The sequence below is a fragment of the Streptomyces sp. NPDC086766 genome (assembly GCF_044746005.1).
GTDB lineage: Bacteria > Actinomycetota > Actinomycetes > Streptomycetales > Streptomycetaceae > Streptomyces.
In genome coordinates this window covers 89,646-114,452 of record NZ_JBIVBI010000017.1, presented here as the reverse complement: position 1 = coordinate 114,452, position 24,807 = coordinate 89,646, and the positions used below count along the sequence as shown (strand labels likewise).

22 protein-coding genes and 1 riboswitch are annotated in these 24,807 nt (G+C 74.5%); of the genes, 11 read left to right on the top strand and 11 right to left on the bottom strand.

The features are described 5' to 3' along the window. Positions 1-3 precede the first annotated feature (3 nt). Both ACIPM1_RS27365 and ACIPM1_RS27360 read left to right on the top strand, forming a co-directional pair. On the top strand, positions 4-1,791 hold the full coding sequence (locus tag ACIPM1_RS27365) for a glycoside hydrolase family 15 protein (protein WP_402439036.1): 1,788 nt from the start codon (positions 4-6) through the stop codon (positions 1,789-1,791). 5 nt (positions 1,792-1,796) lie between these two features. Further along, positions 1,797-2,552 (top strand): SDR family oxidoreductase, encoded by a 756-nt coding sequence (locus ACIPM1_RS27360; protein WP_356186665.1) that lies wholly within the window; start codon positions 1,797-1,799, stop codon positions 2,550-2,552. A 193-nt stretch (positions 2,553-2,745) separates the two neighbouring features. Here ACIPM1_RS27360 and amaP read toward each other — a convergent pair whose 3' ends face one another. The 5 genes from amaP to ACIPM1_RS27335 form a co-directional block, all read right to left on the bottom strand. Further along, positions 2,746-3,324: an alkaline shock response membrane anchor protein AmaP gene (gene amaP / locus ACIPM1_RS27355; protein ID WP_402439034.1), complete on the bottom strand. Its 579-nt coding sequence runs from the start codon at positions 3,322-3,324 to the stop codon at positions 2,746-2,748. Positions 3,325-3,329: 5 nt separating this feature from the next. Then, positions 3,330-4,007 (bottom strand): DUF6286 domain-containing protein, encoded by a 678-nt coding sequence (locus ACIPM1_RS27350; RefSeq protein ID WP_402439032.1) that lies wholly within the window; start codon positions 4,005-4,007, stop codon positions 3,330-3,332. Then, a complete protein-coding gene (locus tag ACIPM1_RS27345) occupies positions 4,004-4,429 on the bottom strand; it encodes a hypothetical protein (protein WP_402439030.1) in 426 nt (141 codons plus the stop codon). The genes ACIPM1_RS27350 and ACIPM1_RS27345 overlap by 4 nt, the downstream gene beginning before the upstream one ends. Then, on the bottom strand, positions 4,426-4,611 hold the full coding sequence (locus ACIPM1_RS27340; RefSeq protein WP_356186672.1) for a hypothetical protein: 186 nt from the start codon (positions 4,609-4,611) through the stop codon (positions 4,426-4,428). Before ACIPM1_RS27340 ends, ACIPM1_RS27345 begins: the two co-directional genes overlap by 4 nt. Positions 4,612-4,716: 105 nt before the next feature. Then, entirely contained in the window at positions 4,717-5,214 is a 498-nt protein-coding gene (locus ACIPM1_RS27335) for an Asp23/Gls24 family envelope stress response protein (protein ID WP_356186675.1), read from the bottom strand. Between the two features lie 84 nt (positions 5,215-5,298). Between ACIPM1_RS27335 and ACIPM1_RS27330 the strand changes: the two genes are divergently transcribed. Beyond that, positions 5,299-6,171 carry a nucleopolyhedrovirus P10 family protein gene (locus ACIPM1_RS27330; RefSeq protein ID WP_402439027.1) on the top strand — a complete coding sequence of 291 codons (873 nt, stop codon included), beginning with the start codon at positions 5,299-5,301 and terminating at the stop codon, positions 6,169-6,171. 103 nt (positions 6,172-6,274) lie between these two features. Here ACIPM1_RS27330 and ACIPM1_RS27325 read toward each other — a convergent pair whose 3' ends face one another. From ACIPM1_RS27325 to ACIPM1_RS27315, 3 genes are all read right to left on the bottom strand, one after another. Continuing rightward, positions 6,275-7,078, bottom strand: a complete 804-nt coding sequence (locus ACIPM1_RS27325; protein WP_402439026.1) for an enoyl-CoA hydratase/isomerase family protein — start codon at positions 7,076-7,078, stop codon at positions 6,275-6,277. A 129-nt stretch (positions 7,079-7,207) separates the two neighbouring features. After that, a complete protein-coding gene (locus ACIPM1_RS27320) occupies positions 7,208-7,429 on the bottom strand; it encodes a helix-turn-helix domain-containing protein (protein WP_003976983.1) in 222 nt (73 codons plus the stop codon). Between the two features lie 341 nt (positions 7,430-7,770). Beyond that, positions 7,771-9,369, bottom strand: a complete 1,599-nt coding sequence (locus tag ACIPM1_RS27315; RefSeq protein ID WP_356186891.1) for an ABC-F family ATP-binding cassette domain-containing protein — start codon at positions 9,367-9,369, stop codon at positions 7,771-7,773. A 252-nt stretch (positions 9,370-9,621) separates the two neighbouring features. Here ACIPM1_RS27315 and ACIPM1_RS27310 point away from each other — a divergent pair, with 252 nt between their 5' ends. Next, positions 9,622-10,035, top strand: coding sequence for a VOC family protein (locus ACIPM1_RS27310; protein WP_402439024.1), 414 nt, complete (start codon positions 9,622-9,624; stop codon positions 10,033-10,035). Positions 10,036-10,122: 87 nt separating this feature from the next. On the opposite strand, the gene ACIPM1_RS27305 is transcribed toward ACIPM1_RS27310, so the two are convergent. From ACIPM1_RS27305 to ACIPM1_RS27295, 3 genes are all read right to left on the bottom strand, one after another. Continuing rightward, positions 10,123-11,415: a hypothetical protein gene (locus ACIPM1_RS27305; protein ID WP_402439022.1), complete on the bottom strand. Its 1,293-nt coding sequence runs from the start codon at positions 11,413-11,415 to the stop codon at positions 10,123-10,125. A 590-nt stretch (positions 11,416-12,005) separates the two neighbouring features. Then, complete coding sequence (locus tag ACIPM1_RS27300; RefSeq protein WP_402439020.1) at positions 12,006-13,133, bottom strand: alpha/beta hydrolase family protein; 1,128 nt, start codon at positions 13,131-13,133, stop codon at positions 12,006-12,008. 105 nt (positions 13,134-13,238) lie between these two features. Next, a complete protein-coding gene (locus tag ACIPM1_RS27295) occupies positions 13,239-13,925 on the bottom strand; it encodes a class II aldolase/adducin family protein (protein ID WP_402439018.1) in 687 nt (228 codons plus the stop codon). A 186-nt stretch (positions 13,926-14,111) separates the two neighbouring features. Between ACIPM1_RS27295 and ACIPM1_RS27290 the strand changes: the two genes are divergently transcribed. The 7 genes from ACIPM1_RS27290 (at position 14,112) to cobO (ending at position 24,804) form a co-directional block, all read left to right on the top strand. Beyond that, on the top strand, positions 14,112-15,362 hold the full coding sequence (locus ACIPM1_RS27290) for an anion permease (protein ID WP_402439016.1): 1,251 nt from the start codon (positions 14,112-14,114) through the stop codon (positions 15,360-15,362). A gap of 34 nt (positions 15,363-15,396) precedes the next feature. Then, positions 15,397-15,627: a hypothetical protein gene (locus ACIPM1_RS27285; RefSeq protein ID WP_356186695.1), complete on the top strand. Its 231-nt coding sequence runs from the start codon at positions 15,397-15,399 to the stop codon at positions 15,625-15,627. Positions 15,628-15,787: 160 nt separating this feature from the next. Next, a riboswitch (cobalamin riboswitch) is annotated at positions 15,788-15,931 on the top strand. A gap of 99 nt (positions 15,932-16,030) precedes the next feature. Continuing rightward, complete coding sequence (locus ACIPM1_RS27280) at positions 16,031-16,987, top strand: cobalamin biosynthesis protein (protein WP_402439014.1); 957 nt, start codon at positions 16,031-16,033, stop codon at positions 16,985-16,987. Then, entirely contained in the window at positions 16,984-18,531 is a 1,548-nt protein-coding gene (locus ACIPM1_RS27275) for a cobyric acid synthase (protein WP_402439012.1), read from the top strand. Before ACIPM1_RS27280 ends, ACIPM1_RS27275 begins: the two co-directional genes overlap by 4 nt. Next, positions 18,528-22,181, top strand: coding sequence for a cobaltochelatase subunit CobN (cobN, locus tag ACIPM1_RS27270; protein WP_402439010.1), 3,654 nt, complete (start codon positions 18,528-18,530; stop codon positions 22,179-22,181). Before ACIPM1_RS27275 ends, cobN begins: the two co-directional genes overlap by 4 nt. Then, positions 22,178-24,205 (top strand): putative cobaltochelatase, encoded by a 2,028-nt coding sequence (locus ACIPM1_RS27265; RefSeq protein WP_402439008.1) that lies wholly within the window; start codon positions 22,178-22,180, stop codon positions 24,203-24,205. The genes cobN and ACIPM1_RS27265 overlap by 4 nt, the downstream gene beginning before the upstream one ends. Further along, a complete protein-coding gene (gene cobO / locus ACIPM1_RS27260) occupies positions 24,205-24,804 on the top strand; it encodes a cob(I)yrinic acid a,c-diamide adenosyltransferase (protein WP_356186707.1) in 600 nt (199 codons plus the stop codon). The genes ACIPM1_RS27265 and cobO overlap by 1 nt, the downstream gene beginning before the upstream one ends. The last annotated feature ends 3 nt before the right edge of the window (positions 24,805-24,807 follow it).

The window sequence follows — 24,807 nt, the reverse complement described above, 5'->3', positions numbered from 1 at the left end:
TCCGTGCAGCCACGGATAGAGGACTACGCGATCGTCGGTGACGAGCAGACCGCCGCCCTGGTGGGCCGGGACGGTTCCGTCGACTGGCTCTGCCTGCCCCGCTTCGACTCCGGCGCCTGCTTCGCCAGGCTGCTCGGCGACGAGGACAACGGCCACTGGCGCATCGCCCCGAAGGGCGTCACCGGCCCCTGCACCCGCCGCGCCTACCGCGAGGACACGCTCGTCCTCGACACCGAGTGGGACACCCCGGAGGGGTCGGTCCGGGTCACCGACCTGATGCCGCAGCGCGACCGCGCCCCCGACCTGGTCCGCATCGTGGAGGGCCTCAGCGGCCGGGTGACCGTGCACAGCACGCTCCGGCTGCGCTTCGACTACGGCTCGATCGTGCCGTGGGTGCGCCGCACCGACGGCCACCGGGTCGCCGTCGCGGGACCGGACTCGGCGTGGCTGCGCAGCGAGCCGGAGGTGCCCACCTGGGGGGAGGGCTTCGGCACGCACGCGGAGTTCACCGTGGCCGCCGGGGAGAAGGTGGCGTTCGTGCTGACCTGGCACCCCTCGCACGAGCCGCGCCCGCCGCTGGTCGACCCCTTCGAGTCGCTCGCGCACAGCGTCGAGGACTGGCGGGCGTGGGCGGCCCACTGCCGCTACGACGGCCCGCACCGGGACCTGGTGGTCCGCTCCCTTATCACCCTCAAGGCCCTCACCTACAAGCCGACCGGCGGCGTGGTCGCCGCCGCCACCACCTCCCTGCCCGAGGAGGTGGGCGGGGTGCGCAACTGGGACTACCGCTACTGCTGGCTGCGCGACTCCACGCTCACGCTCGGCGCGCTGCTGTCGGCCGGATACCGGCAGGAGGCCGAGTCGTGGCGCGACTGGCTGCTGCGCGCGGTGGCGGGCGACCCGGCCGACCTCCAGATCATGTACGGGGTGGCGGGCGAGCGCCGGCTGCCGGAGTTCGAGCTGCCGTGGCTGTCCGGCTTCGCCGGGTCGACGCCCGTGCGGATCGGCAACGAGGCCGTGACCCAGCGCCAGCTCGACGTGTACGGCGAGGTCATGGACTCGCTGGCGCTGGCCCGGCACTCGGGCCTGTCCGCCAAGCCGGACGTGTGGTCCCTGCAGTGCGCGCTGCTCGAGTTCCTGCGCGAGGCGTGGCGGCAGCCCGACGAGGGGCTGTGGGAGGTGCGCGGCGGGCGGCGGCACTTCGTGCACTCGAAGGTCATGGTGTGGGTGGCCGCCGACCGCGCGGTGCGCGCGATGGAGGAGGACCCGGGGCTGCCGGGGGACCTGGACGGCTGGCGCGCCCTGCGGGACGAGGTGCACCGCGAGGTGTGCGCGAAGGGCTACGACCCCGACCGCAACACGTTCACCCAGTCCTACGGCTCCGCCGAGCTGGACGCCGCCCTGCTGCTGATCCCGCGGGTGGGCTTCCTGCCGCCGGACGACCCCCGGGTGATCGGCACCGTCGACGCGGTCCGCGCCGAGCTCGGCGAGAGGGACCTGGTGCGCCGCTACAGCGCCGACGCGACGGCCGTCGACGGGCTGCCGGGCGGTGAGGGCACCTTCCTGGTCTGCTCGTTCTGGCTGGCGGACGCGCTGCACCTGACCGGGCGCACGAAGGAGGCGCGGGAGCTGTTCGAACGGCTGACCGGCCTCGCCAACGACGTCGGCCTGCTGTCGGAGGAGTACGACCCCGTGGCCGGCCGTCAGCTCGGCAACTTCCCGCAGGCGTTCAGCCACATCGGCCTGGTGAACACCGCCCTCGCCCTGTACGGGAGTGAGGAGGCAGGATAGGAGCCATGGATCTTGGACTGAAGGACCGGGTGTACGTCGTCACCGGGGCCACGCGCGGACTGGGCAACGCGGCCGCCCGTGAGCTCGTCGCCGACGGGGCGAAGGTGGTCATCACGGGGCGGGACGAGCGGCGAGTCGCGGACGCGGCGGCCGAGCTGGGCGCGGGCGCCGTCGGAATGGCCGTGGACAACGCGGAACCGGAGGCCGCCGCCCGCCTGATCGCGGCGGCCCGGGAGCACTTCGGCGGCTTCGACGGCGTCCTCGTCAGCGTGGGCGGTCCGCCGCCCGGCTTCGTCGCCGACAACACCGACGAGCAGTGGCAGGCGGCGTTCGAGTCCGTGTTCCTGGGCGCGGTGCGGCTGGCCCGCGCGGCCGCCGCGGAGCTGGAGGCGGGCGGTGTCATCGGGTTCGTGCTGTCCGGTTCGGTGCACGAGCCGATCCCGGGGCTGACCATCTCCAACGGGCTGCGTCCCGGTCTCGCCGGGTTCGCCAAGTCGCTGGCGGACGAGCTGGGCCCGCGCGGCATCCGGGTCGTCGGCCTGCTTCCGGCCCGCATCGACACGGACCGGGTGCGCGAGCTGGACGGGCTGTCGGCGGACCCGGAGGCGACGCGGGCGGCGAACGAGGCGCGGATTCCGCTGCGCCGGTACGGGACGCCGGAGGAGTTCGGGCGGACGGCGGCGTTCCTGCTGTCCCCGGCCGCCTCGTATCTGACCGGCGTGATGCTCCCGGTGGACGGCGGGATGCGGCACGGGTTCTGAGCGCGGCGGGGACGCGTCCCACGGGCGGCCGCCTTCCCGGGGCGACGCTTCCCACGGGCGGCCACGTTCCCAGCGCGTTCCACGGCGGGGCGAGGGGTGCCGACGAGCGGCGGGCCCGGCACGGCGGGCCGTGAGAGGAAAACCGCGGGCAGGGGGAGGCAGAACGACGCGGGCGCGTGCCTCCCCGCCGCCGTCAGCTCACCCGCTCCGCGCGGTGCTTGACGCCCAGCAGCCGCACCTCGGCCGGCAGGGACGCGAGTTCCGCCGAGTCCCGCGCTCGGGCCAGCGCCCCGTCCGTCAGCTCGTACAGGGCCGTCCCCGGATCCACGTGGGGCTCCAGCAGGAGCCGTAGCCGGGCCGCGGGGGCGTCCCGGCGGCCGGTGAGGCGGACGTGGGCCCGTTCGACCCCGTCCATCGCCTCCGCGTCCGCGGCCAGGACGCCTTCCAGGGCCCGCCCCCGCAGCAGCGCGCCCTCGCCGTCGCCGGTGTCGACGAGGACCTCGGCGAGCCGGCGCCGGCGCAGCACCGCCGTCAGCCACCACAGGGCGAGCAGCACGAGCACGGCCAGCGCCGCGATGACGGTCGGCCACCACCAGCCGGTCTCCCGCCACCTGGTCCGTTCGGCGGTGCTCAGCAGCACGTCGTGCCGACCGCCGTGGATCCACCACGCGGGCGGACGCACTCCCAGCCCCACGGCGAGCACCGAGCCGCCGACCACGAGCAGCACCAGCCCGACGAGCCCGATCAGTACCCGGTTGACGACTCCGATCACGGTCCTCACCCCTTCCGTCCGGGCCGGGCGACGCGCACCGTCAGCGCCGGCGGCCGGGCCAGCCCCAGCCCCGCGACCGCCTCGGTGAGCACGGTGTCCAAATCGGCCCGTACGTCTTCGAGTTCGCGGAAGTGCGCGACCGCACGCACGTCGGCCCTGCGCCGGTGCAGCCGGACGCGGGCGGACTGCACGCCGGCGATCTCCATGGCCCGGTCGCGCAGCGCCATGGCGGCCGCCTGCCGGTGCAGCCCCGCGCGGACGTCGGCGTGCGTGCGCCGCATCGGCAGGAGCCGCCGCAGCCCCGGGGTGAGCGCCAGCACGATCAGCCACAGCCCGAGGACCGCGGCGACGCCGGCGCCGACCAGCACCCAGGTGTCGTCCAGGGGCCGCGCGGCGAGCTGCCGGGCCAGCTCGCGGCGCCAGCCCATGGCGGGACGGTGGGCGCGCACGGCGGCGATGTCGTACAGGGAAGCGGCGGCGACGATCAGCAGCAGCGCGGCGACGACGCCCGCGGGGATCCGGCGGGCCGACCAGAAGCGGCGGCCGCCTCCGTCCCGCCCGTCGAGGACCGGCCCGGGATCGTGCGCGTCCGGTGCCGCCGCCCCGCCCGGTCCGGCGTCCGCCGCCTTCTCCAGGACCGGCAGGGGCCTGGTGGTGTTCTCGGAGCCCCAGGGCTCGCTCATCGCGTCCTCCCCTGTACCGCGCCGTGCGCGGGCACCCGGTGCAGCCGCTCCACGCGGACGGCGACCTCCGGCACCCGCATTCCCACCAACGCGGCTACCCGCTCTTCCACTTGTCGACGCACCGCGCGGCACCGGCCGCCGACGTCGCACGGATAGGCGAGGTCGAGGTGGATGTGGATGTGCGCGGCGTCGTGGTGCACGGCCACCATGGCGTGCGGGGGCGCGACGTCCGGGGGCAGCGGGCCGAGCGCCTCGCGGGCGGCCTGCGCGGCGATCTTCGCGACGACCCGGTCGGCGATGCGGAGCGCGCCCCGCTCCCCCGGCGCGACGGAGCCCGGCGGCCCGGCGGCGGATCGGGGGGTGGGGGATCCGGCGGCCGGGGGTTCGCGCAGCTCACCCGCCCCGCCGCTCACGGAGTTCACCGCCGGCGGTTGTCACGGGAGCGGAAGAAGTCGCCGAGCTCCAGGTCCCCCTCCAGGAACCGGCCGACGACGAACCCGACGGCCCCCAGGGCCGCCACCAGCAGAAAGGCACCGAACCCGCCGAAGTACCCGGCGAAGCCCAATGCCAGGCCGGCGATCATGCCGACCACGGCCATGCTCATGGTGCGCTCCTCAGCTCCTCTGCCGTCGGGGGTCGTGCGTGCGTTCGGTGCGTTCCGGGGAGGCGTGCCTCCATCGGGGTGACACCGCAGCGGTCACCGGGGCCGTCACTGGATCCGCGGCTCCGGCTCCTCCTCCTCTTCCTCGGGAAGCTTCACATCGCTCACGGCGATGTTGACCTCGACCACCTCCAGGCCCGTCATGCGCTCCACGGCCGCGATCACGTTCTCCCGGACGTCGCGCGCCACGTCGGTGATCGACACGCCGTAGTCGACGACGATCTCCAGGTCGAGCGCGGTCTGCACCTCGCCGACCTCGGCCTTCACGCCCCGGGTCACCGACTTCGCGCCGCCCGGCACCCGGTCCCGCACGGCCCCGAAGGTCCGCGAGATACCGCTGCCCATGGCGTGCACGCCCAGCACGTCGCGCGCGGCGAGGCCGGCGATCTTCTCCACCACGCCGTCGGCGATGGTGGTGCGCCCCCGGCTGCCGGGGTCGCCCAAGCCGCGGCGCGTCGCCTGGCCCTTGCGGGCCGCACTCGTCTCCGGCACGTCCGTCCCGCCCTCGGCCGTGCGCGCCCGGTTCGGATCCGTCATATCGGTCATCGCCGTACGCCCCTTTCGGTCGTCCCCCCACCACCGTAAGTGGCCTTGCCGTGTCGCGCGCCCGCGATGCGGCAGGCTGGAGCAATGACGGCGGACGGATGGACGCGGACGGTTCGGCACCAGTTGGCGCTCGGCAGGATCCTGCCGCTGGGCGGCCCGAACGACGGCGCGTGGATCGTGGAGCGGGCGGCCGAGGCCGTACTGCGGCGGGCGGCCGGGCGCACACCGGGGGTACGCCTGGGAACCCTGCGCATCACCCTGGCCGACCCGGCGAGCGCCCGTGACCCGGCCGTCCCCGCTCCGCCGAGCGCGCTGCCCCCCGGCGACCTGCGCGTGTCCGCGGACTTCGCCGCGACGGCGGACGAGCCGCTGCCCACCACGGCGGCCCGCCTGCGGGAGACCCTGGCGACGGCCGCGGCACGGGCCCTGGGCCTGACGGTGACCGAGGTCGACCTGCGGGTGACGGCTCTGCTGACCGGGGACACCGGGGAGGCCGAGGGGACTGCGGGCTTCGAGGGGACCGAGCAGGTCCAGGGGGCCGGCGGCCCGGCCGCCACCGGCCGCGCGGCCGAGGGCGGCGGAGGGGCCGAAGGGATCCGCGGCGGCGGAGGTGCCGGAGAGGCGGGAGAGGCCGAAGGCACGGCAGAGGCCGGAGGTGCCGATAGCCCGGGGAGCGGCGAGGGTCCCGCGGGCACCGACGTGGCCCGGGTGTCCGGGGCCGTGCTGGCCGTCCCGGGTGTGTCGCGGCTGACCGGCGCGCTCGGCGGAACGGGCCGGCCGGTGCACATCGAGGAACGGCGGGCGGCGGCCGCGCTGCCGCACCGGCATGTGCGGGTGGAGGTGGCGCTCCGCGCCGATCAGCGGGCCGTGGAGGTGGCCCGGCAGGTCCGCGCGGCCGTCGCGGAGGCGCTGCCGGATCACCCGAGCGTGGCCGTACTGGTCACCGCGATCGACTGAGAAACCACCCGCGCGAGGGACACATGAGGGACACAGCTGACATGCCGGCCGGCAGCACGCCCGCGGTGGCCGTCGCCTCGCGCGGGCGGCGTTCAGCGCGAGGTCACTCGCCGGCGCCGGCCAGGTCCCGCAGCCTGCGGGCCTGGGAGGCGCGCTCGGCGGTGCGCTGTTCCTCGTACGTACGCTCCTGGGCGCCGCGCAGCAGCGTCTTGGTCTCGATCACCGCGTCCCGGGGCGCGGCGAGGAGCGCCGCGGCCAGGTCCCGTACCGTGCCGTCGAGCTGGTCGGCGGGCACGGCGAGGTTCGCCAGCCCGGTGTGCACCGCCTCCTCGGCGGTCACGAACCGGCCGGTCACGCAGATCTCCAGGGCACGGGCGTACCCGACGAGACCCACCAGCGGATGCGTGCCGGTGAGGTCCGGCACCAGCCCGAGGCTGGTCTCGCGCATGGCGAACTGCACGTCGTCGGCGACCACGCGCAGGTCACAGGCCAGCGCCAGCTGGAAGCCCGCGCCGATGGCGTGCCCCTGGACCGCCGCGACGGACACGATGTCGTTGCGCCGCCACCAGGTGAACGCCTCCTGGTACTCGGCGATGGTCGCGTCGAGCTCCGCGTCGCTGCCGCGCGCGAGGTCGATGAACGACGGCTCGCCGTCGAAGCCCTCCGGCGTGAACGCCTGCCGGTCCAGCCCGGCCGAGAACGACTTGCCCTCGGCCCGCAGCAGCACGACGCGGACGGAGCCCGGCAGCAGCCGCCCGGCCTCGGTGAGCGCCCGCCACAGAGCGGGGCTCTGCGCGTTGCGCTTGGCCGGGTTGGTCAGCGTCACCGTGGCGATCGCGTCGTCGACGGTGAGCCGTACGCCGTCCTTGTCGAGTACCGGATCGAGGTCGTGCTCGGGCGAAGCCATGGGGCGCCTCCGATGGGTGCGGTCAACGGGGATGCCGTGCGAGGCATCCTAAGTGACTGCACAGTAACCACCCGGCCGATCACGTGACCGACCGGGTGGCCACCATCGAAGCCGATGGGCCGCCCGAGGTCAGGCCGACGTGGCCTTCTTGCCCCGCGTCGCCCCGCCACGCCCACGGAGCGTGACGCCCGATTCGCTGAGCATCCGGTGGACGAAGCCATACGAGCGGCCGGTCTCCTCGGCCAACGCCCGAATGCTCGCACCGGCGTCGTACTTCTTCTTCAGGTCTGCCGCGAGCTTGTCGCGCGCGGCGCCGGTCACCCGGCTGCCCTTCTTCAGAGTCTCGGCCACCCGTGCCTCCTCATGGGAAGTGCGCTCTGGTCTCCTCATGATCACCCCTCCGGGGCGTGATGGCCACCCATTCGGCAAGGTCCGTGGGACAGGCTTGTGACGACGGGAGTGCGTCCCCACATACGGAATTGCCCATTCCGCACACGGCCGCGCGTACCGCCGAACGGGTTGTTCCGCGAAGTGCCAGGTCAGCGGCGCGCGGCGGCCGAACCCTTGGGAGATAAGGGCTCGGCCGGGAAATCGATGCAGGACACACCGCGGTACGAGGAGATCTCACACAGATGATGGATCACCGATGGGCCGAATGATCCACCGGCAGTGGATCAGCCCCGCGGGCGGGCTCAGGCGAGGGCCACGAGGTCCGCGTAGCCGGCGCCCCACAGGTCCTCGACGCCGTCGGGGAGCAGGATGATCCGCTCCGGCTGAAGCGCCTCCACGGCGCCCTCGTCGTGCGTGACGAGGACGACCGCGCCCTTGTAGGTGCGCAGCGCGCCGAGGATCTCCTCGCGGCTGGCGGGGTCGAGGTTGTTGGTGGGCTCGTCGAGCAGCAGCACGTTCGCCGAGGAGACGACGAGGGTGGCGAGGGCGAGGCGGGTCTTCTCGCCGCCGGAGAGGACGCCCGCCGGCTTGTCGACGTCGTCGCCGGAGAACAGGAAGGAGCCCAGCACCTTGCGGACCTCGACGAGGTCCATGTCGGGGGCGGCCGAGCGCATGTTCTCCAGGACCGTGCGCTCCGGGTCGAGGGTCTCGTGCTCCTGGGCGTAGTAGCCGAGCTTGAGGCCGTGGCCGGGGACGACCGCGCCGGTGTCGGGCTGCTCCACGCCGCCGAGCAGGCGCAGCAGGGTGGTCTTGCCGGCGCCGTTCAGACCGAGGATGACGACGCGGGAGCCCTTGTCGACGGCCAGGTCGACGTCGGTGAAGATCTCCAGGGAGCCGTACGACTTCGACAGGCCCTCGGCCATCAGCGGGGTCCGGCCGCAGGGCGCGGGCTCGGGGAAGCGGAGCTTGGCGACCTTGTCGCTCTGGCGCACGGCCTCCAGACCGGCGAGCAGCTTGTCCGCGCGGCGGGCCATGTTCTGCGCGGCGACCGTCTTGGTGGCCTTGGCGCGCATCTTGTCGGCCTGCGCGTTGAGCGCGGAGGCCTTCTTCTCGGCGTTGGCCCGCTCCCGCTTGCGGCGCTTCTCGTCGGCCTCGCGCTGCTGCTGGTAGAGCTTCCAGCCCATGTTGTAGACGTCGATCTGGGAGCGGTTGGCGTCCAGGTAGAACACCTTGTTGACGACCGTCTCGACCAGGTCGACGTCGTGGGAGATGACGATGAAGCCGCCGCGGTAGGTCTTCAGGTAGTCGCGCAGCCAGACGATCGAGTCCGCGTCGAGGTGGTTGGTCGGCTCGTCGAGCAGCAGGGTGTCCGCGTCGGAGAACAGGATTCGGGCCAGCTCGATACGGCGGCGCTGACCGCCGGAGAGGGTGTGCAGGGGCTGGCCGAGCACCCGGTCGGGCAGGTTGAGCGCGGCGGCGATGGTGGCGGCCTCGGCCTCGGCGGCGTATCCGCCCTTGGTGAGGAACTCCGTCTCCTGGCGCTCGTACTGCTTCATCGCCTTGTCGCGGGTGGCGCCCTTGCCGGTGGCGATGCGCTGCTCGTTGTCGCGCATCTTGCGGATCAGCACGTCGAGACCGCGCGCGGAGAGGATGCGGTCGCGGGCGAGCATGTCGAGGTCGCCGGTGCGCGGGTCCTGCGGGAGGTAGCCGACCTCGCCGGAGCGGGTGATCGTGCCGCCGGCCGGGAGGCCCTCGCCGGCCAGGCACTTGGTGAGGGTGGTCTTGCCGGCGCCGTTGCGGCCGACCAGGCCGATGCGGTCGCCCTTGGCGACGCGGAAGGTGGCGTTCTCGATGAGGATGCGGGCACCGGCGCGCAACTCGATACCGGAGGCGGTGATCACGGACATACTCCAGGGCGGACTGGGATTGGCGGGCGGTCGGCTGAGGGCGTTCCCGCCGTCTAATGCGCGAGGAGAATGGCCATGGGAAGCAGTCTAACGGGGCGGCGCAAGGGCTTTTCCGGGGTCTTCGGGTGCGCGCGTGCCCGTCCCGCGCGCCGGTGTCGGGGACGGGGCGGTGTCGGTGTCCGCTGCGAGACTGCGCCGTGGGCCGGAATTCCGCGGCCCGCACCGACGCACGAGGGAGTGATCGGCATGGCGGAAACGGTCGGCGGACGCCCGAGCATCTACCCGACGCTGCTCTACACGGATGCCGAGGCGGCCCTCAAGCAGCTCACGGACGCCTTCGGCTTCACGGCACTGACGGTGTACGAGGGCGAGGACGGCCTGATCCAGCACGCCGAGCTGGCGCTGGGCAACGGCGCGGTGACGCTCGGCTCGCGGGGCCGCGGAGGCCGCTTCGACGAGGCGATGCACGGCGCCGGACCGGCGGGGGTCTACATCGTCGTGGACGACGTGGACGCCCACCACCGGCGCGCGGTGGAGCACGGCGTGGAGATCCTCGTGCCCCCGACGGACCAGGACTACGGGTCGCGGGACTACATGGCCCGGGACGCCGAGGGCAACATCTGGAGCTTCGGCACGTACGCCCCGCGCCTGGGGGACTGAGCCGGGCCGGGTACCGGGCCCGGGAGCGTCCGGGCCCGGGACCCGCCGTGATGCCGGGCCCGGGTGCGCCGTCCCGGGGCGGAGTCCTCAGCTGCCCCAGGTGTGCACCTGGAAGGCGGCCCGGCGGACGGCCTTCGCCAGGGCCGGGTCCGGGTGGGCGGCGGCGAGGGCGACCAGCACCTGCACGGTGCGCGGATGGCCGACGGCGCGCACCTCGTCGAGCAGCGCGGGCACGGTGGGCTGGAGCGCGGACTCCAGGTGGCGGACCAGCATCGGGGCCTCGCCGTGGTCGGCGACGGCGGCGGCGGTGTCCACCCACAGCCAGGTGGCCTCCTCCCGGGTGAGCACCTCGTGGGCGTCCTCCGGGTCGACGCCGTCGTGCTCCGCCAGCCACAGCAGGGCGTACGGCCGCAGCGCCGGCTCGTCGAGCACGGCCCGGACGTCGGGCTCGGCCGGGCCGCCGACGACCCGCAGGGCCTCGAAGGCGAGGCCGCGCAGCAGGGCGTCCTCGCCGCGGGCGGCGTCGAGCAGTCCGGTGACGGCGCTGCCGACGGGGCGCGCGGCCAGCCAGGCGCGGTACTCCGCACGGGCCGCGTTCGGGCGCAGCTGGGCGCAGCCGCGCAGCATGTTCTCCGCGGACTGCTCGATGTTCCCGGCGGGGCTCTGGGCGGCGACGCAGATCTGCTCCAGCTTGACCCAGACGGCCCAGCTGCCGAGCGGGGTGAGCGTGGCCTGCCCGTCGCCGTAGGTGAGGGCGCCCACGGCGGCGAGGGCGCGCAGGGCCCAGTCCAGGAGCGGGGCGAGGAGGGCGTCCTCGGCCGGCTCCGCGGCGGCGGGCTCCGGGGCGTCCGGCGCCGCGGTGCCCACGGTCCCGGCGGGCACCGGCTGCGGTCCGAAGGGGATCTCGCAGCGCTCGGTGCGCAGTTCGGTGACCCGCTGCCGGAGCAGGTCCAGAAGCTGCTCGACGGGCACGGGCCCGGCGGAGAGCTGCAGGAGGGAGAGCACCTGCGGCATGGCCGAGACGACCTCCGCGACGGCGGCGGCCTCGTGGTCCCCGGGTTCCGGGCAGGCCAGCGACCAGGCGTCGAAGAAGGCCACCCAGCCGCGCAGGACGGCACTGTCGTCCCGGTCCCAGGCGCGCAGCCGCCAGCCGGGGCGGGCGCTGTCGCCGTGCACCTCGACCAGGCCGGCCAGGCGGGCGGTGTCCCACTCGGCGCGGACCTGAACCGCGGTCAGCCCCAGCTCGCGGGCCGCCCGTTCGGCGGTCGCGTCGGAGAGGGCGGCCCTGCCGTCCGTGGTGGCGCCGTCCCGGCCGGGGCCGAGGGCGGCGTCGGCCCAGCGGGCGACGCGGGCCGCTCCCGCCAGGCGGGAGCGTGCCATTCCGGCCAGCTCGGCGGGTGCCGGGGTGCCCTCCGGGGGGCGCGGTGCGGGGCGGCGCGTGCGCCGCTGGTTCACGGCTCGGGGGGCGGCGGCCAGGGGCCGCGGGCGGACGAGTCGAAGCCTTGAGTCGCGCGGGATACGGGACGTCACGGGTGCAGTCTTCCGGTTGACGGTCCGAAAACCCAAACGGAATGTCACCAGGGGCGACGGGGATGGCCAACGCACCCGGTCTCACCGGGCCCGACGAGGCGTGATCAAGCCAGCGGTACGCCCCGGAACGGAACCGCCGGGACCGCCGCGCGGACAGCCGCCGGGACGCCCCCGCGCGCCCCGCGTCCACACTCCGGGCACACCGTCCCCACTCGTCGTCCACGCCCGCGCAGCCGCCGGTGCACGGGCAGCGCGGCCCCCTGCGGGCGGGCGGGCCTCCGGCGGCCTCTCCCGCTCGCCGGCGCCTCTCCCGCTCGCCGAAGCCTCTCCCGTTCGCCGACCGCCTGCCCGTGCTCCTGACGCGTCCGCCGCTCCGCCGGACCGGGAACGCCCGGGCGGGAGTTGGTGGCCCATGTCACATGAGAAGAGGTCAGGACCTGTCACATGAGGGGCGTCAGGAAGCGCCGCAGCGCCTCCTCGTAGCCCTCCGGGTCGGCGTTCCACATGGCGCCGTGCGGGGCCTGGGAGACCGTCTGCAGGGTGACGAGGTCGGGGCGGCGGGCGGCGAGGCGGCGGGAGGGCTGCCAGGGGGCCACGGTGTCGTCCGGGCCGTGGAAGATCATCGTCGGCACCTCGAGCCGGGCCGGGTCGGTCACGTCGGCGCGGCGGTCGCCGGAGAGCCCGGTGCGCCCCTGGGCGGCGCGCACCGCGAGCGGCAGCAGCGCGGCCGGGGTGTGCCGCGCGGTGGCCAGGGCCCGCAGCGTCGCCTCCCAGTCGAGCACCGGCGAGTCCAGCACCAGCCCGGAGACGCGGTCGCGCAGGCCCGAGTGGGCCGCGGCGCGCAGGGCCATGGTGGCGCCGGTGGACCAGCCGTACAGGATGACGCGCTCGGCGCCGTACCGGACGGCGTAGCGGATCGCCGCGTCCAGGTCGCGCCACTCGGTCTCGCCGAGGTGGTTGAGGCCGTCCGGGGAGCGGGGCGCGCCGAGGTCGCCGCGGTAGGCGATGTCGAGCACCGGGAAGCGGCGGCGGTGCAGGAAGCCCATGAGGTTCATGGGGAGTTCGCGGGTGGCGCCCAGGCCGTGCACCGTGATGACCCAGGTGTCGCGGACGCCGGGCACGAACCACGCGGGGAGGGGGCCGAGTTCGCCGGGGACGTCGATGTCGGCGTGGTCGAGGCCGAGGGCGGAGTCCGGGTTGCCGACGTGCACGTTCGGGGTGAGCCAGACCTTGTCGTGGGTGCGCAGGGTGCCGTGGGTGACGCGTTCCAGGCGGCGCACGACGGCGTCGGCGCGGTGCGGTGCGGTCGGCAGCACCGGGCCGACGACGGCGTGCGAGCCGTCGCCGGACAGGCCGTAGATGCCGGGGCGCAGGGAGGCGAGGTCGCGGGTGAGGGTGATCCGGCCCGGCGCCGTGCCGTGCACGGTGAGCCGCGGCTCGGTGGGCAGCGGTCGGCCCGGGGGCGCCTTGAGCGCGGCGTCGCTGGCGAGCCGCCCGGCGGCGATGCCGGCCGCGCCGGCCGCCAGGGCCACGGTGACGGCCGCGGCCGTCGCTTTGACTGAGCGCACGGGTCCAGTGTCCTGGCGCGCCGGGCCACCGGCCAGCGGGAGGAAGGGTCGGGGTGACATGTCCTGCGGGTTCCAGGAAACAGCGGCTTTCATCCCTGCGAGGGCCTACCTCCGCTGTCCGTACCCCCGCAGCCGCTCCTGCGCCTGTGCCAGTTGCTCCGGTGACAGCAGGGAGGGGGCCAGTCCCGGCACGGAGGACGCGGTCAGCCACAGACGGCACATCCATTCCAGCTGGGCGGTGCGGTCGTAGGCCTGGTCGAGGGTGGCGCCGTGGGTGACGGTGCCGTGGTTCTGGAGCAGGCAGCCGGAACGGCCGTCGAGGGCGCGCAGCATGTTTTCGGCCAGTTCCTCGGTGCCGTAGGTCGCGTAGGGGGCGACCCGGACGGGGCCGCCGAGGGCGCCGGCCATGTAGTGGATCAGGGGCAGCTCGGTCACGAGCGTCGAGACGGCGGTGGCGTGCACGGCGTGGGTGTGGACGACCGCGCCCGCGTCGGTGGTGCGGTGGATCGCGAGGTGCAGGGGCAGTTCACTGGTCGGCACCAGGGTGCCGAGCACCTGCCGGCCGTCGAGGCCGACACCGGTCACGTCGTCCGGCGTGAGCCGGTCGTAGGGCACGCCCGACGGGGTGACCAGCACGGTGTCCCCGACGCGCACCGACACGTTGCCGGAGGTGCCGACGACCAGGCCCTCGGCCGCCGTGCGGCGGGCGGTGGCGACCAGCGCCTCCCAGGCGCGGGCCTCCTCGGCACGCACGCCCCTCCCCTTCCCCTGGTCCCGCTTCTGCTCAGCCATGACGCGATCCTGCCAGGCGGCGGCCCGCCCGGCCGGGATGGCCGGAATCCCCTCCCCGGCACGCGGCGTACGGTGGAGCGCGGACCCTCTTTTACGGACACCCTGAGGACCGTCTCAGTTCATCTTCCGTTCACCCTGGTTACGTACGTTCGACCAGCCAATGACCTCGAACGATTGCCTGGGTAAATGGAAAGCTTCTCGCTGATCCTCGCGATTGTGGTAATAACCGCACTCGCGTTCGATTTCACGAACGGTTTCCACGACACCGCCAACGCGATGGCCACGACCATCTCCACCGGTGCACTCAAGCCCAAGGTCGCGGTGGCTCTGTCCGCCGCGCTCAACCTGGTGGGCGCCTTCCTCTCCGTGGAGGTCGCGAACACGATCTCCAAGGGTCTCGTCGACGAGACCGGCATCCGTCCCGAGGTCATCTTCGCCGCCCTGGTCGGCGCGATCCTCTGGAACCTGGTGACCTGGCTCGTCGGTCTCCCGTCCAGTTCCTCGCACGCCCTGATGGGCGGCCTGATCGGCGCCGCCGTCGCCTCGGCCGGCCTCGGCGCGGTCCACGGCGACGTGCTCGTCACCAAGGTGCTGCTGCCCGCCGTCGCCGCCCCGGTGGTCGCCGGCCTCGCGGCGATGCTCTCGACCCGGCTGAGCTACGCGCTGGGCGGGAAGTCGAACGGCAAGGCCGCCGACAAGGGCCACCGCGCGGGCCAGATCGCCTCCGCGGGCCTGGTCTCGCTGGCCCACGGCACCAACGACGCGCAGAAGACGATGGGTGTCATCACCCTCGCCCTGATCGCCGGCGGTGCCATCGCCCCGGGTTCCAACCCTCCCACCTGGGTCATCCTGTCCGCGGGTCTCGCCATCGCGCTCGGCACCTACATCGGCGGCTGGCGCATCATCCGCACCATGGGCAAGGGCCTGACCGAGCTGGAGCCGCAGCAGGGCTTCGCCGCCCAGACCAGCGCGGCCACCGCCATCCTGGCCTCCTCCCACCTCGGCTTCTCCCTCTCCACCACCCACGTCGTCTCCGGCTCGGTGATGGGCGCGGGCCTCGGCCGCAAGGGCGGCGTCGTCCGCTGGTCGACCGCGACCCGGATGCTCGTGGCCTGGGTGCTGACCCTCCCGGCCGCGGCCCTCGTGGGCGCCGGCGCGGAGGCCGTCACCGGCCTCGGCGACTGGGGCACCGCCGTGGTGGCCGTCTTCCTGGTGGTCTCCAGCGCCGTGATCTGGAAGCTGTCGCGCCGTGAGGTCGTCGACCACACCAACGTCAACCACACCGACGAGCCGGCCGGCGTGGTGACCCAGGCGATGGCCGCCGTGACCCCGCCCCCGGTGGGCGCCGTGGCGACCGAGACCGGCGCCCTCGCGGCCTCCGTCCCGGCGCAGGCCTCCGCCTCCGCCGACCGGGCGAACCCGCCCGCCGCCGTCTGAGCCCCGAGCACCCGGTTACAGAAGGAACATCACCATGAAGATCGACTGGGCAGCCATCGGCTCCGTCATCGGCGTGAGCCTCTCGGTCACGGTGGGCCTGGTGGCCCTGTTCACCCTCGGCATCGCGGGCCTGTCCCGCCGCGAGCGGGCCGCCGCCGAGGGCAGCGGCGGCGGGGCGGTCGCCGCCACCGGCGCGTACGTCTGCTTCGCGGCGTGCGCCGCCGCCGTGGCCTACGGCATCTACCTGATCATGGCCAAGTCCTGACCCCAGGCCCGGCCATCGCCCGGCCTCGGGGCAGTTCGTCGCCCGCCCGGTCCGCACCGCCCTCCTCGGCGGCGCGGACCGGGCGGGCTTTTTCCGTGCCGCCGCAGGCCGATGTGGGCCTCATCTCAGTCCCCCGGTGCAGGTCAAAGGCGAGTTGACGGGTGTTCGCGGGGCGTGGTGGACTGCCCACGCCAAGTACGGCAGCAGGAGAGGAAGCCGGTGCGAATCCGGCGCGGTCCCGCCACTGTCACCGGGGAATGAACTTCCCGGAAGCCAGGAACTCTCGCCGCCGGTCTCGTCGAACCAGGGCGTGGACACCCTGAGTGAGGACATATCGCCATGCGCGGCTCCCATCCGAGGTTCACCAGCGACGTCCCGCCCGCCCCCGCGGTCGGCTGAGGCGATGGGTGCCGACCGCGTCTTCGCGTACGGCGCCGCCGCCGGCCTCCTCGGCGACCTGCTCCTCGGCGATCCGCGCCGCGGGCATCCGGTCGCCGCGTTCGGCCGCGCCGCCGCCGCCGTGGAATCCGTGCTGTGGCGTGACCACCGGGGCTGGGGGGCGCTGCACTCCGCCGTGTGCGTGGGCGGCACCGTGGCCTGCGCCGCGCTCGCCGCGTCCGCCGTACGCCGCTCCCCCACCGCCTCCACCGCCCTGACCGCCGCCGCCACCTGGTCCGTGCTCGGCGGGACCTCGCTCGCCCGGGAGGCGCGGGCCGTCGGGCGGGCCCTGGCGGCCGGGGACGTCGAGGCCGCCCGGACGCGGCTGCCCCATCTGTGCGGGCGGGACCCCGAGGCCCTGGACGCCGACGGGATCGCCCGCGCCGTCGTGGAGTCCGTCGCCGAGAACACCTCCGACGCCGTGGTGGGCGCCCTCACCTGGGGGGCTCTCGCCGGGGTGCCGGGGCTCCTCGGGTTCCGGGCCGTCAACACCCTGGACGCCATGGTCGGGCACAAGTCGCCGCGCCACGTGCGCTACGGCTGGGCCTCCGCGCGCCTGGACGACCTCGCCGGGTGGCCGGGGGCGCGGCTCACCGCCGTACTGGCGGCCGCGGCCGGGCCCGATCCGCGCGGCGCCGTCCGTGCCTGGCGGGCCGACGCCGGACGGCACCCGAGCCCCAACGCCGGCCCGGTCGAGGCCTCGTTCGCCGGGGCGCTCGGAGTGCGGCTCGGCGGCACCCTCGCGTACGGGGGGCGCGTTGAGCACCGGCCGGTGCTCAACGGACCGGGGCGCGCCGTCCGGGTGGGTGACATCGAACGGGCGGTACGGCTCTCCCGCCGGGTGGGCCTGCTCGCCCTGGGCGCCGGCGTGGCCGGACGGTTCGCGATGCGCGCCGTCCTCGCGAAGGGACGTGGGCGATGAACGGCGGGCTGCTCGTCGCCGGTACGACCTCCGACGCCGGGAAGAGCGTCGTCACCGCCGGGATCTGCCGGTGGCTGGTGCGGCAGGGGGTCAAGGTCGCGCCGTTCAAGGCGCAGAACATGTCCCTCAACTCGTTCGTGACGCGCGAGGGCGCCGAGATCGGGCGGGCGCAGGCCATGCAGGCCCAGGCGTGCCGGGTGGAGCCGACCGCGCTGATGAACCCCGTGCTGCTCAAGCCGGGCGGCGAGCAGAGCAGCCAGGTCGTGCTGCTCGGCAGGCCCGTCGGCGAGCTGAGCGCGCGCGGGTACCACGGCGGGCGGCAGCAGCGCCTGCTGGGCACGGTGCTGGACTGCCTCGCCGAACTGCGCGGCACGTACGACGCGGTGATCTGCGAGGGCGCCGGCAGCCCGGCCGAGATCAACCTGCGCCGCACCGACATCGTGAACATGGGCATCGCCCGCAACGCGCGGCTGCCCGTGCTCGTGGTCGGCGACATCGACCGCGGCGGCGTCTTCGCCTCCTTCTTCGGCACCGTCGCCCTGCTGTCGCCCGAGGACCAGGAGCTCGTCGCCGGGTTCCTGGTCAACAAGTTCCGCGGGGACGTCTCGCTGCTGGAGCCGGGCCTGGACATGCTGCACGGGCTGACCGGGCGGCGCAGTTACGGCGTGCTGCCGTTCCGGCACGGACTCGGCATCGACGAGGAGGACGGGATGGGGGTCCCCCCTGCTCGAACGCAGTTGAGAGCTTGGGGGAGGGTCTCCCTGCGGGGCGCGGTCCGGGAGTCCGCGGTGGCCCCTCCGCTCGGCGAGGACGTCCTGCGGGTCGCCGTCTGCGCCGTGCCGCTGATGTCCAACTTCACCGACGTGGACGCGCTGGCCGCCGAACCGGGCGTCGTGGTGCGGTTCGTGGACCGGCCCGAGGAACTCGCCGACGCGGACCTCGTCGTCGTCCCGGGCACCCGCGGCACGGTCCGCGCCCTGGAGTGGCTGCGCGAGCGGGGCCTGGCGGACGCGCTCGCCCGGCGCGCGGCCGAGGGCCGGCCGGTGCTCGGCGTCTGCGGCGGCTTCCAGCTCCTCGGCGAGCACATCGAGGACGAGGTCGAGAGCCGCCGCGGGCACGTCGACGGGCTCGGACTGCTGCCCGTGCGGGTGCGGTTCGCCCGCGAGAAGACCCTCGCCCGGCCCGTCGGCGAGGCGCTCGGCGAGCGGGTCGAGGGCTACGAGATCCACCACGGGGTCGCCGAGGTCACCGGCGGCGAACCCTTCCTGGACGGCTGCCGGGTGGGCGGCGTCTGGGGCACCCACTGGCACGGCTCGCTGGAGTCGGACGCCTTCCGGCGGGCCTTCCTGCGCGAGGTGGCGGCCGCCGCGGGCCGCCGCTTCGTCCCCGCCCCCGGCACCTCCTTCGCCGCGCTGCGCGAGGAGCAGCTCGACAAGCTCGGCGACCTGATCGAACAGCACGCGGACACGGACGCGCTGTGGCGGCTCATCGAGTCCGGCGCGCCGCAAGGACTGCCCTTCATCCCACCGGGAGCGCCCGCATGAGCACAGTGTTGTTGTTGTCGACCGCCGACACCGATCTGCTGGCGGCGCGGGCCTCCGGCGCCGCGTACCGGATCGGCAACCCGACCCGGGTCGACGTCGACACCGAACTGCCCGCCCTGCTCGACGGCGCGGACCTCGCCGTCGTACGCCTGCTCGGCGGCAGAAGGGCCTGGGAGGACGGACTCGACGCGCTGCGGGCGTCCGGCGTCCCGACCGTGCTGCTCGGCGGGGAGAGCGTGCCGGACGCGGAGCTGATGGCCGAGTCGTCGGCGCCGGCCGGAGTGGTCGCGGAAGCGCTGCGCTACCTCGTCGAGGGCGGGCCCGGCAACCTCGCCGAACTCGCCCGCTTCCTGTCCGACACGGTGCTGCTCACCGGGGAGGGCTTCGACGAGCCGCAGCGGATGCCCGAGTACGGCGTCCACGGCGACCGCCCCTCCGCCGCGGACCGCCCGACCGTGGGCGTGCTGTTCTACCGGGCCCACGAACTGAGCGGCAACACCGCCTTCGTGGACACCCTGTGCGACGCGATCGAGGCGCACGGCGCCAACGCCCTGCCGGTGTACTGCGGTTCGCTGCGCGGCGCTGACCCCGGGCTGTACGAGCTCCTCGGCCGCGCCGACGCCCTGGTCGCCACCGTGCTCGCCGCCGGCGGCACCCACGCCTCGCAGGCCTCCGCGGGCGGGGACGAGGAGTCCTGGGACGTCGGGGCACTGGCCGAGCTGGACGTGCCCGTGCTTCAGGGACTCTGCCTCACCTCCTCCCATGCCGCCTGGGAGGAGTCCGACGCCGCCCTGTCCCCCATGGACGCGGCGATGCAGGTCGCGATCCCCGAGTTCGACGGGCGCCTGATCACCGTGCCGTTCTCCTTCAAGGAGCAGGGCCCCGACGACGTCCCCGTGTACGTCGCCGACCCGGAGCGTGCCGCGCGCGTGGCCGGGATCGCCGTACGGCACGCGCGGCTGCGGCACAAGCCGAACGCGGAGAAGAGGCTCGCACTGGTCTTCACCGCCTACCCGACCAAGCACTCGCGCGTCGGCAACGCGGTCGGCCTCGACACCCCGGCCTCGGCGGTACGGGTCCTCGACGCCCTGCGGGACGCCGGGTACGCGCTCACCGACTACCCCGACAACGGCGACGAGCTGATCCACCGGCTCATCGAGGCGGGCGGCCACGACGTCGAGTGGCTGACGGAGGAGCAGCTCGCCGCCGCGCCCGCGCGCGTGCCGCTGGCCGGCTACCGCTCCTGGTTCGACGCGCTCGACCCGGAACTGCGGGCCGCGATGCTCGACGCGTGGGGCGAGCCGCCGGGCTCGCTGTACGTCGACGGCGACGACATCGTGCTCGCCTCCCTGCGGTTCGGGAACGTCGTCGTGATGATCCAGCCGCCCCGCGGCTTCGGGGAGAACCCCATCGCGATCTACCACGACCCCGACATGCCGCCGTCGCACCACTACATGGCGGCCTACCGCTGGCTGGAGAACTCCTTCGGCGCCGACGCGATCGTCCACATGGGCAAGCACGGCACGATGGAGTGGCTGCCGGGCAAGGGACTCGGGCTGAGCGGGGGCTGCGCGCCGGACGCCGTCCTCGGTGACCTGCCCCTGGTCTACCCCTTCATCGTCAACGACCCCGGCGAGGGCACCCAGGCCAAGCGGCGCGGCCACGCCACGGTCGTCGACCACCTCGTGCCGCCGATGGCCCGCGCGGACACCTACGGCGATCTCGCCAAGCTGGAGCAACTGCTCGACGAGTACGCGCTCGTGTCGGATCTGGACCCGGCGAAGGCCCCGGCCGTCCGGGCCCAGATCTGGACCCTGGTGAAGGCCGCCGAGCTGCACCACGACCTGCACGTCGACGAGCAGCCGGACGACGCGGCGTTCGACGAGTTCGTGATGCACATCGACGGCTACCTGTGCGAGATCAAGGACGTGCAGATCCGCGACGGACTGCACGTCCTGGGCGGCGGCCCGGTCGGCGAGGCGCGGGTGAACCTCGTGCTCGCCGTGCTGCGCGCCTCCCAGGTGTGGGGCGGGCGGGCGAACGCCCTGCCGGGCCTGCGGGCCTCGATCGCCGCCCACTTCGGGCTGGTGGAGAAGGAGCTGCTGGCCGAGCCCGGCGCCCCGGTGAAGGTGCCCGTGGAGCTGACGGACCTGGTCGACGGTCCCGGGCACACGGCCGCCGACGCGATCGACCTGCTGGAGCAGCTGTGCCGGCGGGTCGCGGAGGGGATGGAGGCCCGGGCGTGGGACGTCTCGGCGGCACCCGCCCTGGTCCGTGACGCCCTCGGCGCCGAAGTCCCGGACGCCGTGGCCGTGCTGGAGTTCGCCTGCACCGAGGTCGTCCCGCGGCTGGCGCGGACCACCGACGAGATCGGCCACATCCTCCGGGCGCTGAACGGCGGTTACGTTCCGGCGGGCCCGTCGGGCTCCCCCACGCGCGGTCTGGTCAACGTCCTGCCGACCGGCCGCAACTTCTACTCCGTCGACCCCAAGGCCATTCCCTCCAGGCTGAGTTGGGAGGTCGGGCAGTCGCTCGCCGACTCGCTGGTGCAGCGGTACCTGACCGACACCGGCGCGTACCCGACCTCGGTCGGCCTCACGGTCTGGGGCACGTCCGCGATGCGCACCCAGGGCGACGACATCGCCGAGATCCTCGCCCTGCTGGGCTGCCGCCCGGTGTGGGACGACGCCTCGCGCCGGGTGACCGGCTTCGAGGTCGTCCCGCTCGCGGAGCTGGGCCGGCCGCGCATCGACGTGACGGTCCGCATCTCCGGCTTCTTCCGGGACGCCTTCCCGCACGTGGTCGGGCTGATCGACGACGCGGTGCGGGCCGTGGCGGAGCTGGACGAGCCCGCCGAGTCCAACTTCGTACGGGCACACGTGGACGAGGACGCGGCGCGGCACGGCGACCGGCGGCGCGCCACGGCCCGGATCTTCGGCTCCAAGCCGGGGGCGTACGGCGCCGGGCTGCTGCCGCTGATCGACGCCCGCAACTGGCGCTCGGACGCCGACCTCGCCGAGGTGTACGCGGTGTGGGGCGGCTACGCGTACGGGCGGGGGCTCGACGGGCGGGCGGCGCGCGGGGACATGGAGACGGCGTTCCGGCGGATCGCGGTGGCGGCGAAGAACGTCGACACCCGCGAGCACGACCTCGTCGACGCCGACGACTACTTCCAGTACCACGGCGGCATGGTCGCCATGGTGCGCCATCTGACCGGCGCGAGCCCCGAGGCGTACGTCGGCGACTCCGCCGTGCCCGACCAGGTGAAGACGCGGACCCTGGGCGAGGAGACCCACCGCGTCTTCCGCGCCCGCGTGGTCAACCCGCGCTGGATGGCGGCGATGCGGCGGCACGGCTACAAGGGCGCCTTCGAGATGGCGGCGACCGTGGACTACCTCTTCGGGTACGACGCCACGGCCGGGGTGGTCGACGACTGGATGTACGAGAAGCTCAGCTCGGAGTACGTCTTCGACGCGGAGAACCGGGACTTCATGAAGAAGTCCAACCCGTGGGCGCTGCGCGGCATCACGGAACGGCTGCTGGAGGCCGCCGACCGCGGCCTGTGGGCCGAGCCGGACGCGGACACGCTGGAGCGGCTGCGCGCCACGTATCTGGAGCTGGAAGGCGACTTGGAGGGCGACGAGAAGTGAGTACCCCGTTCCCGTTCACGGCCGTCGTCGGCCAGGACGACCTGCGGCTCGCGCTGCTGCTGAACGCCGTGTCACCGGCGGTCGGCGGTGTGCTGGTGCGCGGCGAGAAGGGCACCGCCAAGTCCACGGCCGTGCGGGCGCTTTCGGCGCTGCTGCCGGAGGTGGACGTCGTCTCCGGGTGCCGGTTCTCCTGCGACCCCGCGGCGCCGGATCCGGCGTGCCCGGACGGGCCCCACGCGCCGGGGGCGTCCGCGTCCCGCCCGGCGCGGATGGTGGAGCTGCCGGTCGGCGCCTCCGAGGACCGGCTGGTGGGCGCCCTCGACATCGAGCGGGCGCTCGCCGAGGGCGTGAAGGCCTTCGAACCGGGCCTGCTCGCCGACGCGCACCGCGGCATCCTCTACGTCGACGAGGTCAACCTGCTCCACGACCATCTCGTGGACCTGCTGCTGGACGCGGCCGCGATGGGCGCCTCGTACGTCGAGCGCGAGGGCGTCTCCGTGCGGCACGCCGCGCGCTTCCTGCTGGTCGGCACCATGAACCCCGAGGAGGGCGAGCTGCGGCCGCAGCTGCTCGACCGGTTCGGGCTGACCGTGGAGGTCGCGGCCTCGCGCGAGCCCGACCAGCGGGTGGAGGTGGTGCGCCGGCGCCTCGCGTACGACGACGACCCGGCCGCCTTCACCGCGCGGTGGGCGGACGAGGAAGCCGCCGTACAGCAACGGATCGTGGCAGCACGCGAGTTGCTGCCGTCGGTGCGTCTCGGCGACGGGGCGCTGCGGCAGATCGCGGCGACCTGTGCCGCCTTCGAGGTGGACGGGATGCGCGCCGACATCGTGATGGCGCGTACGGCGACCGCGCTGGCCGCCTGGGCGGGCCGTACCGACGTGCTCGCCGAGGACGTACGGCAGGCCGCGCTGCTCGCGCTGCCGCACCGCAGGCGCCGGAACCCGTTCGACGCGCCGGGGCTGGACGAGGACAAGCTGGACGAGACGCTGGAGGAGTTCTCCGGCGAGGGCGGGGGCGAGCGCGAAGGCGGCGAGGGCGGGGGCGACGACGATCCCGGTCCGGACGGGCCGGGCGGGGGCGGCGGCCGGCCGGCGCCGGACGGCGGCCCGCAGGACGGTGACGCGTCGGCGCGGCCGGGGGCCGCGGAGGACCCGGAACCGCAGGCCTCCGGCGCGGGTTCCGGCGAGCAGGCACCGGCACGCGCCGCCGAGCCCTTCCGCGCGAAGGTGCTGAGCGTGCCCGGGATCGGCGAGGGCGCCGCCGGGCGGCGCTCGCGGGCGCGGACCGAGCACGGGAGGACGACCGGGGCCCGGCGGCCCCGGGGGGCGCTCTCGAAGCTGCACCTGGCGGCCACCGTCCTGGCCGCGGCCCCGCACCAGCGGGCGCGGGGCCGCTCCGGGCCGGGGCTGGTCGTGCGCCGGGACGATCTGCGGCAGGCGACCCGGGAGGGCCGCGAGGGCAACCTCGTGCTGTTCGTGGTGGACGCCTCCGGATCGATGGCGGCCCGGCAGCGGATGGGCGCCGTCAAGGGAGCGGTGCTGTCGCTGCTGCTGGACGCCTACCAGCGGCGGGACAAGGTGGGACTGGTGACCTTCCGCGGCACGGACGCGCAGGTCGCCCTGCCGCCCACGTCGTCCGTGGACGCGGCGGCGGCCCGGCTGGAGAAGCTGCCGACCGGGGGCCGTACGCCGCTGGCCGCCGGACTGCTCAAGGCGCACGAGGTGCTGCGGGTGGAACGGCTGCGGGACCCGGCGCGGCGGGCGCTCGTGGTGGTGGTGACCGACGGCCGGGCCACCGGCGGCCCGGAGCCGGTCGCCCTCGCGGGGCGCGCGGCCCGGTTGTTCGCGGCCGAGCGGGTCGCGTCGGTGGTCGTCGACTGCGAGTCGGGCCCGGTGCGGCTGGGCCTGGGCGGACAGCTCGCGGGAGAGCTGGGCGGTACGGCGGTGACGCTGGACGAGCTGCGGGCGGACAGCATCGCCGGCTTGGTGAGGGACGTGCAGGGGACCAGGAGGGCCGCGTAATGCCGCAGGGACAGCCGAGTACCGTGCCGGACGACGGCCTGACGACCCGTCAGCGCCGCAACCGGCCGCTGGTCGTCGTGCACACCGGGGTCGGAAAGGGCAAGTCGACGGCCGCCTTCGGGCTGGCGCTGCGCGCCTGGAACCAGGGCTGGCCGATCGGGGTGTTCCAGTTCGTCAAGTCGGCCAAGTGGAAGGTCGGCGAGGAGAACGCGCTCCGGGTGCTGGGCGCCTCCGGCGAGGGCGGCACGGTCGACTGGCACAAGATGGGCGAGGGCTGGTCGTGGGTCCAGCGGGACGCCCAGATGGACAACGAGCAGAAGGCCCGGGAGGGCTGGGAGCAGGTCAAGCGGGACCTGGCCGCCGAGACGTACCGGCTGTACGTGCTCGACGAGTTCGCGTACCCGATGCACTGGGGCTGGGTCGACACCGACGAGGTGGTCGAGGTGCTGCGCGGCCGGCCGGGCACCCAGCACGTGGTGATCACCGGGCGGAACGCGCCGGAGAAGCTGGTCGGTTTCGCGGACCTCGTCACCGACATGTCCAAGGTCAAGCACCCGATGGACGCGGGCCAGAAGGGCCAGAGAGGCATCGAGTGGTGAGGC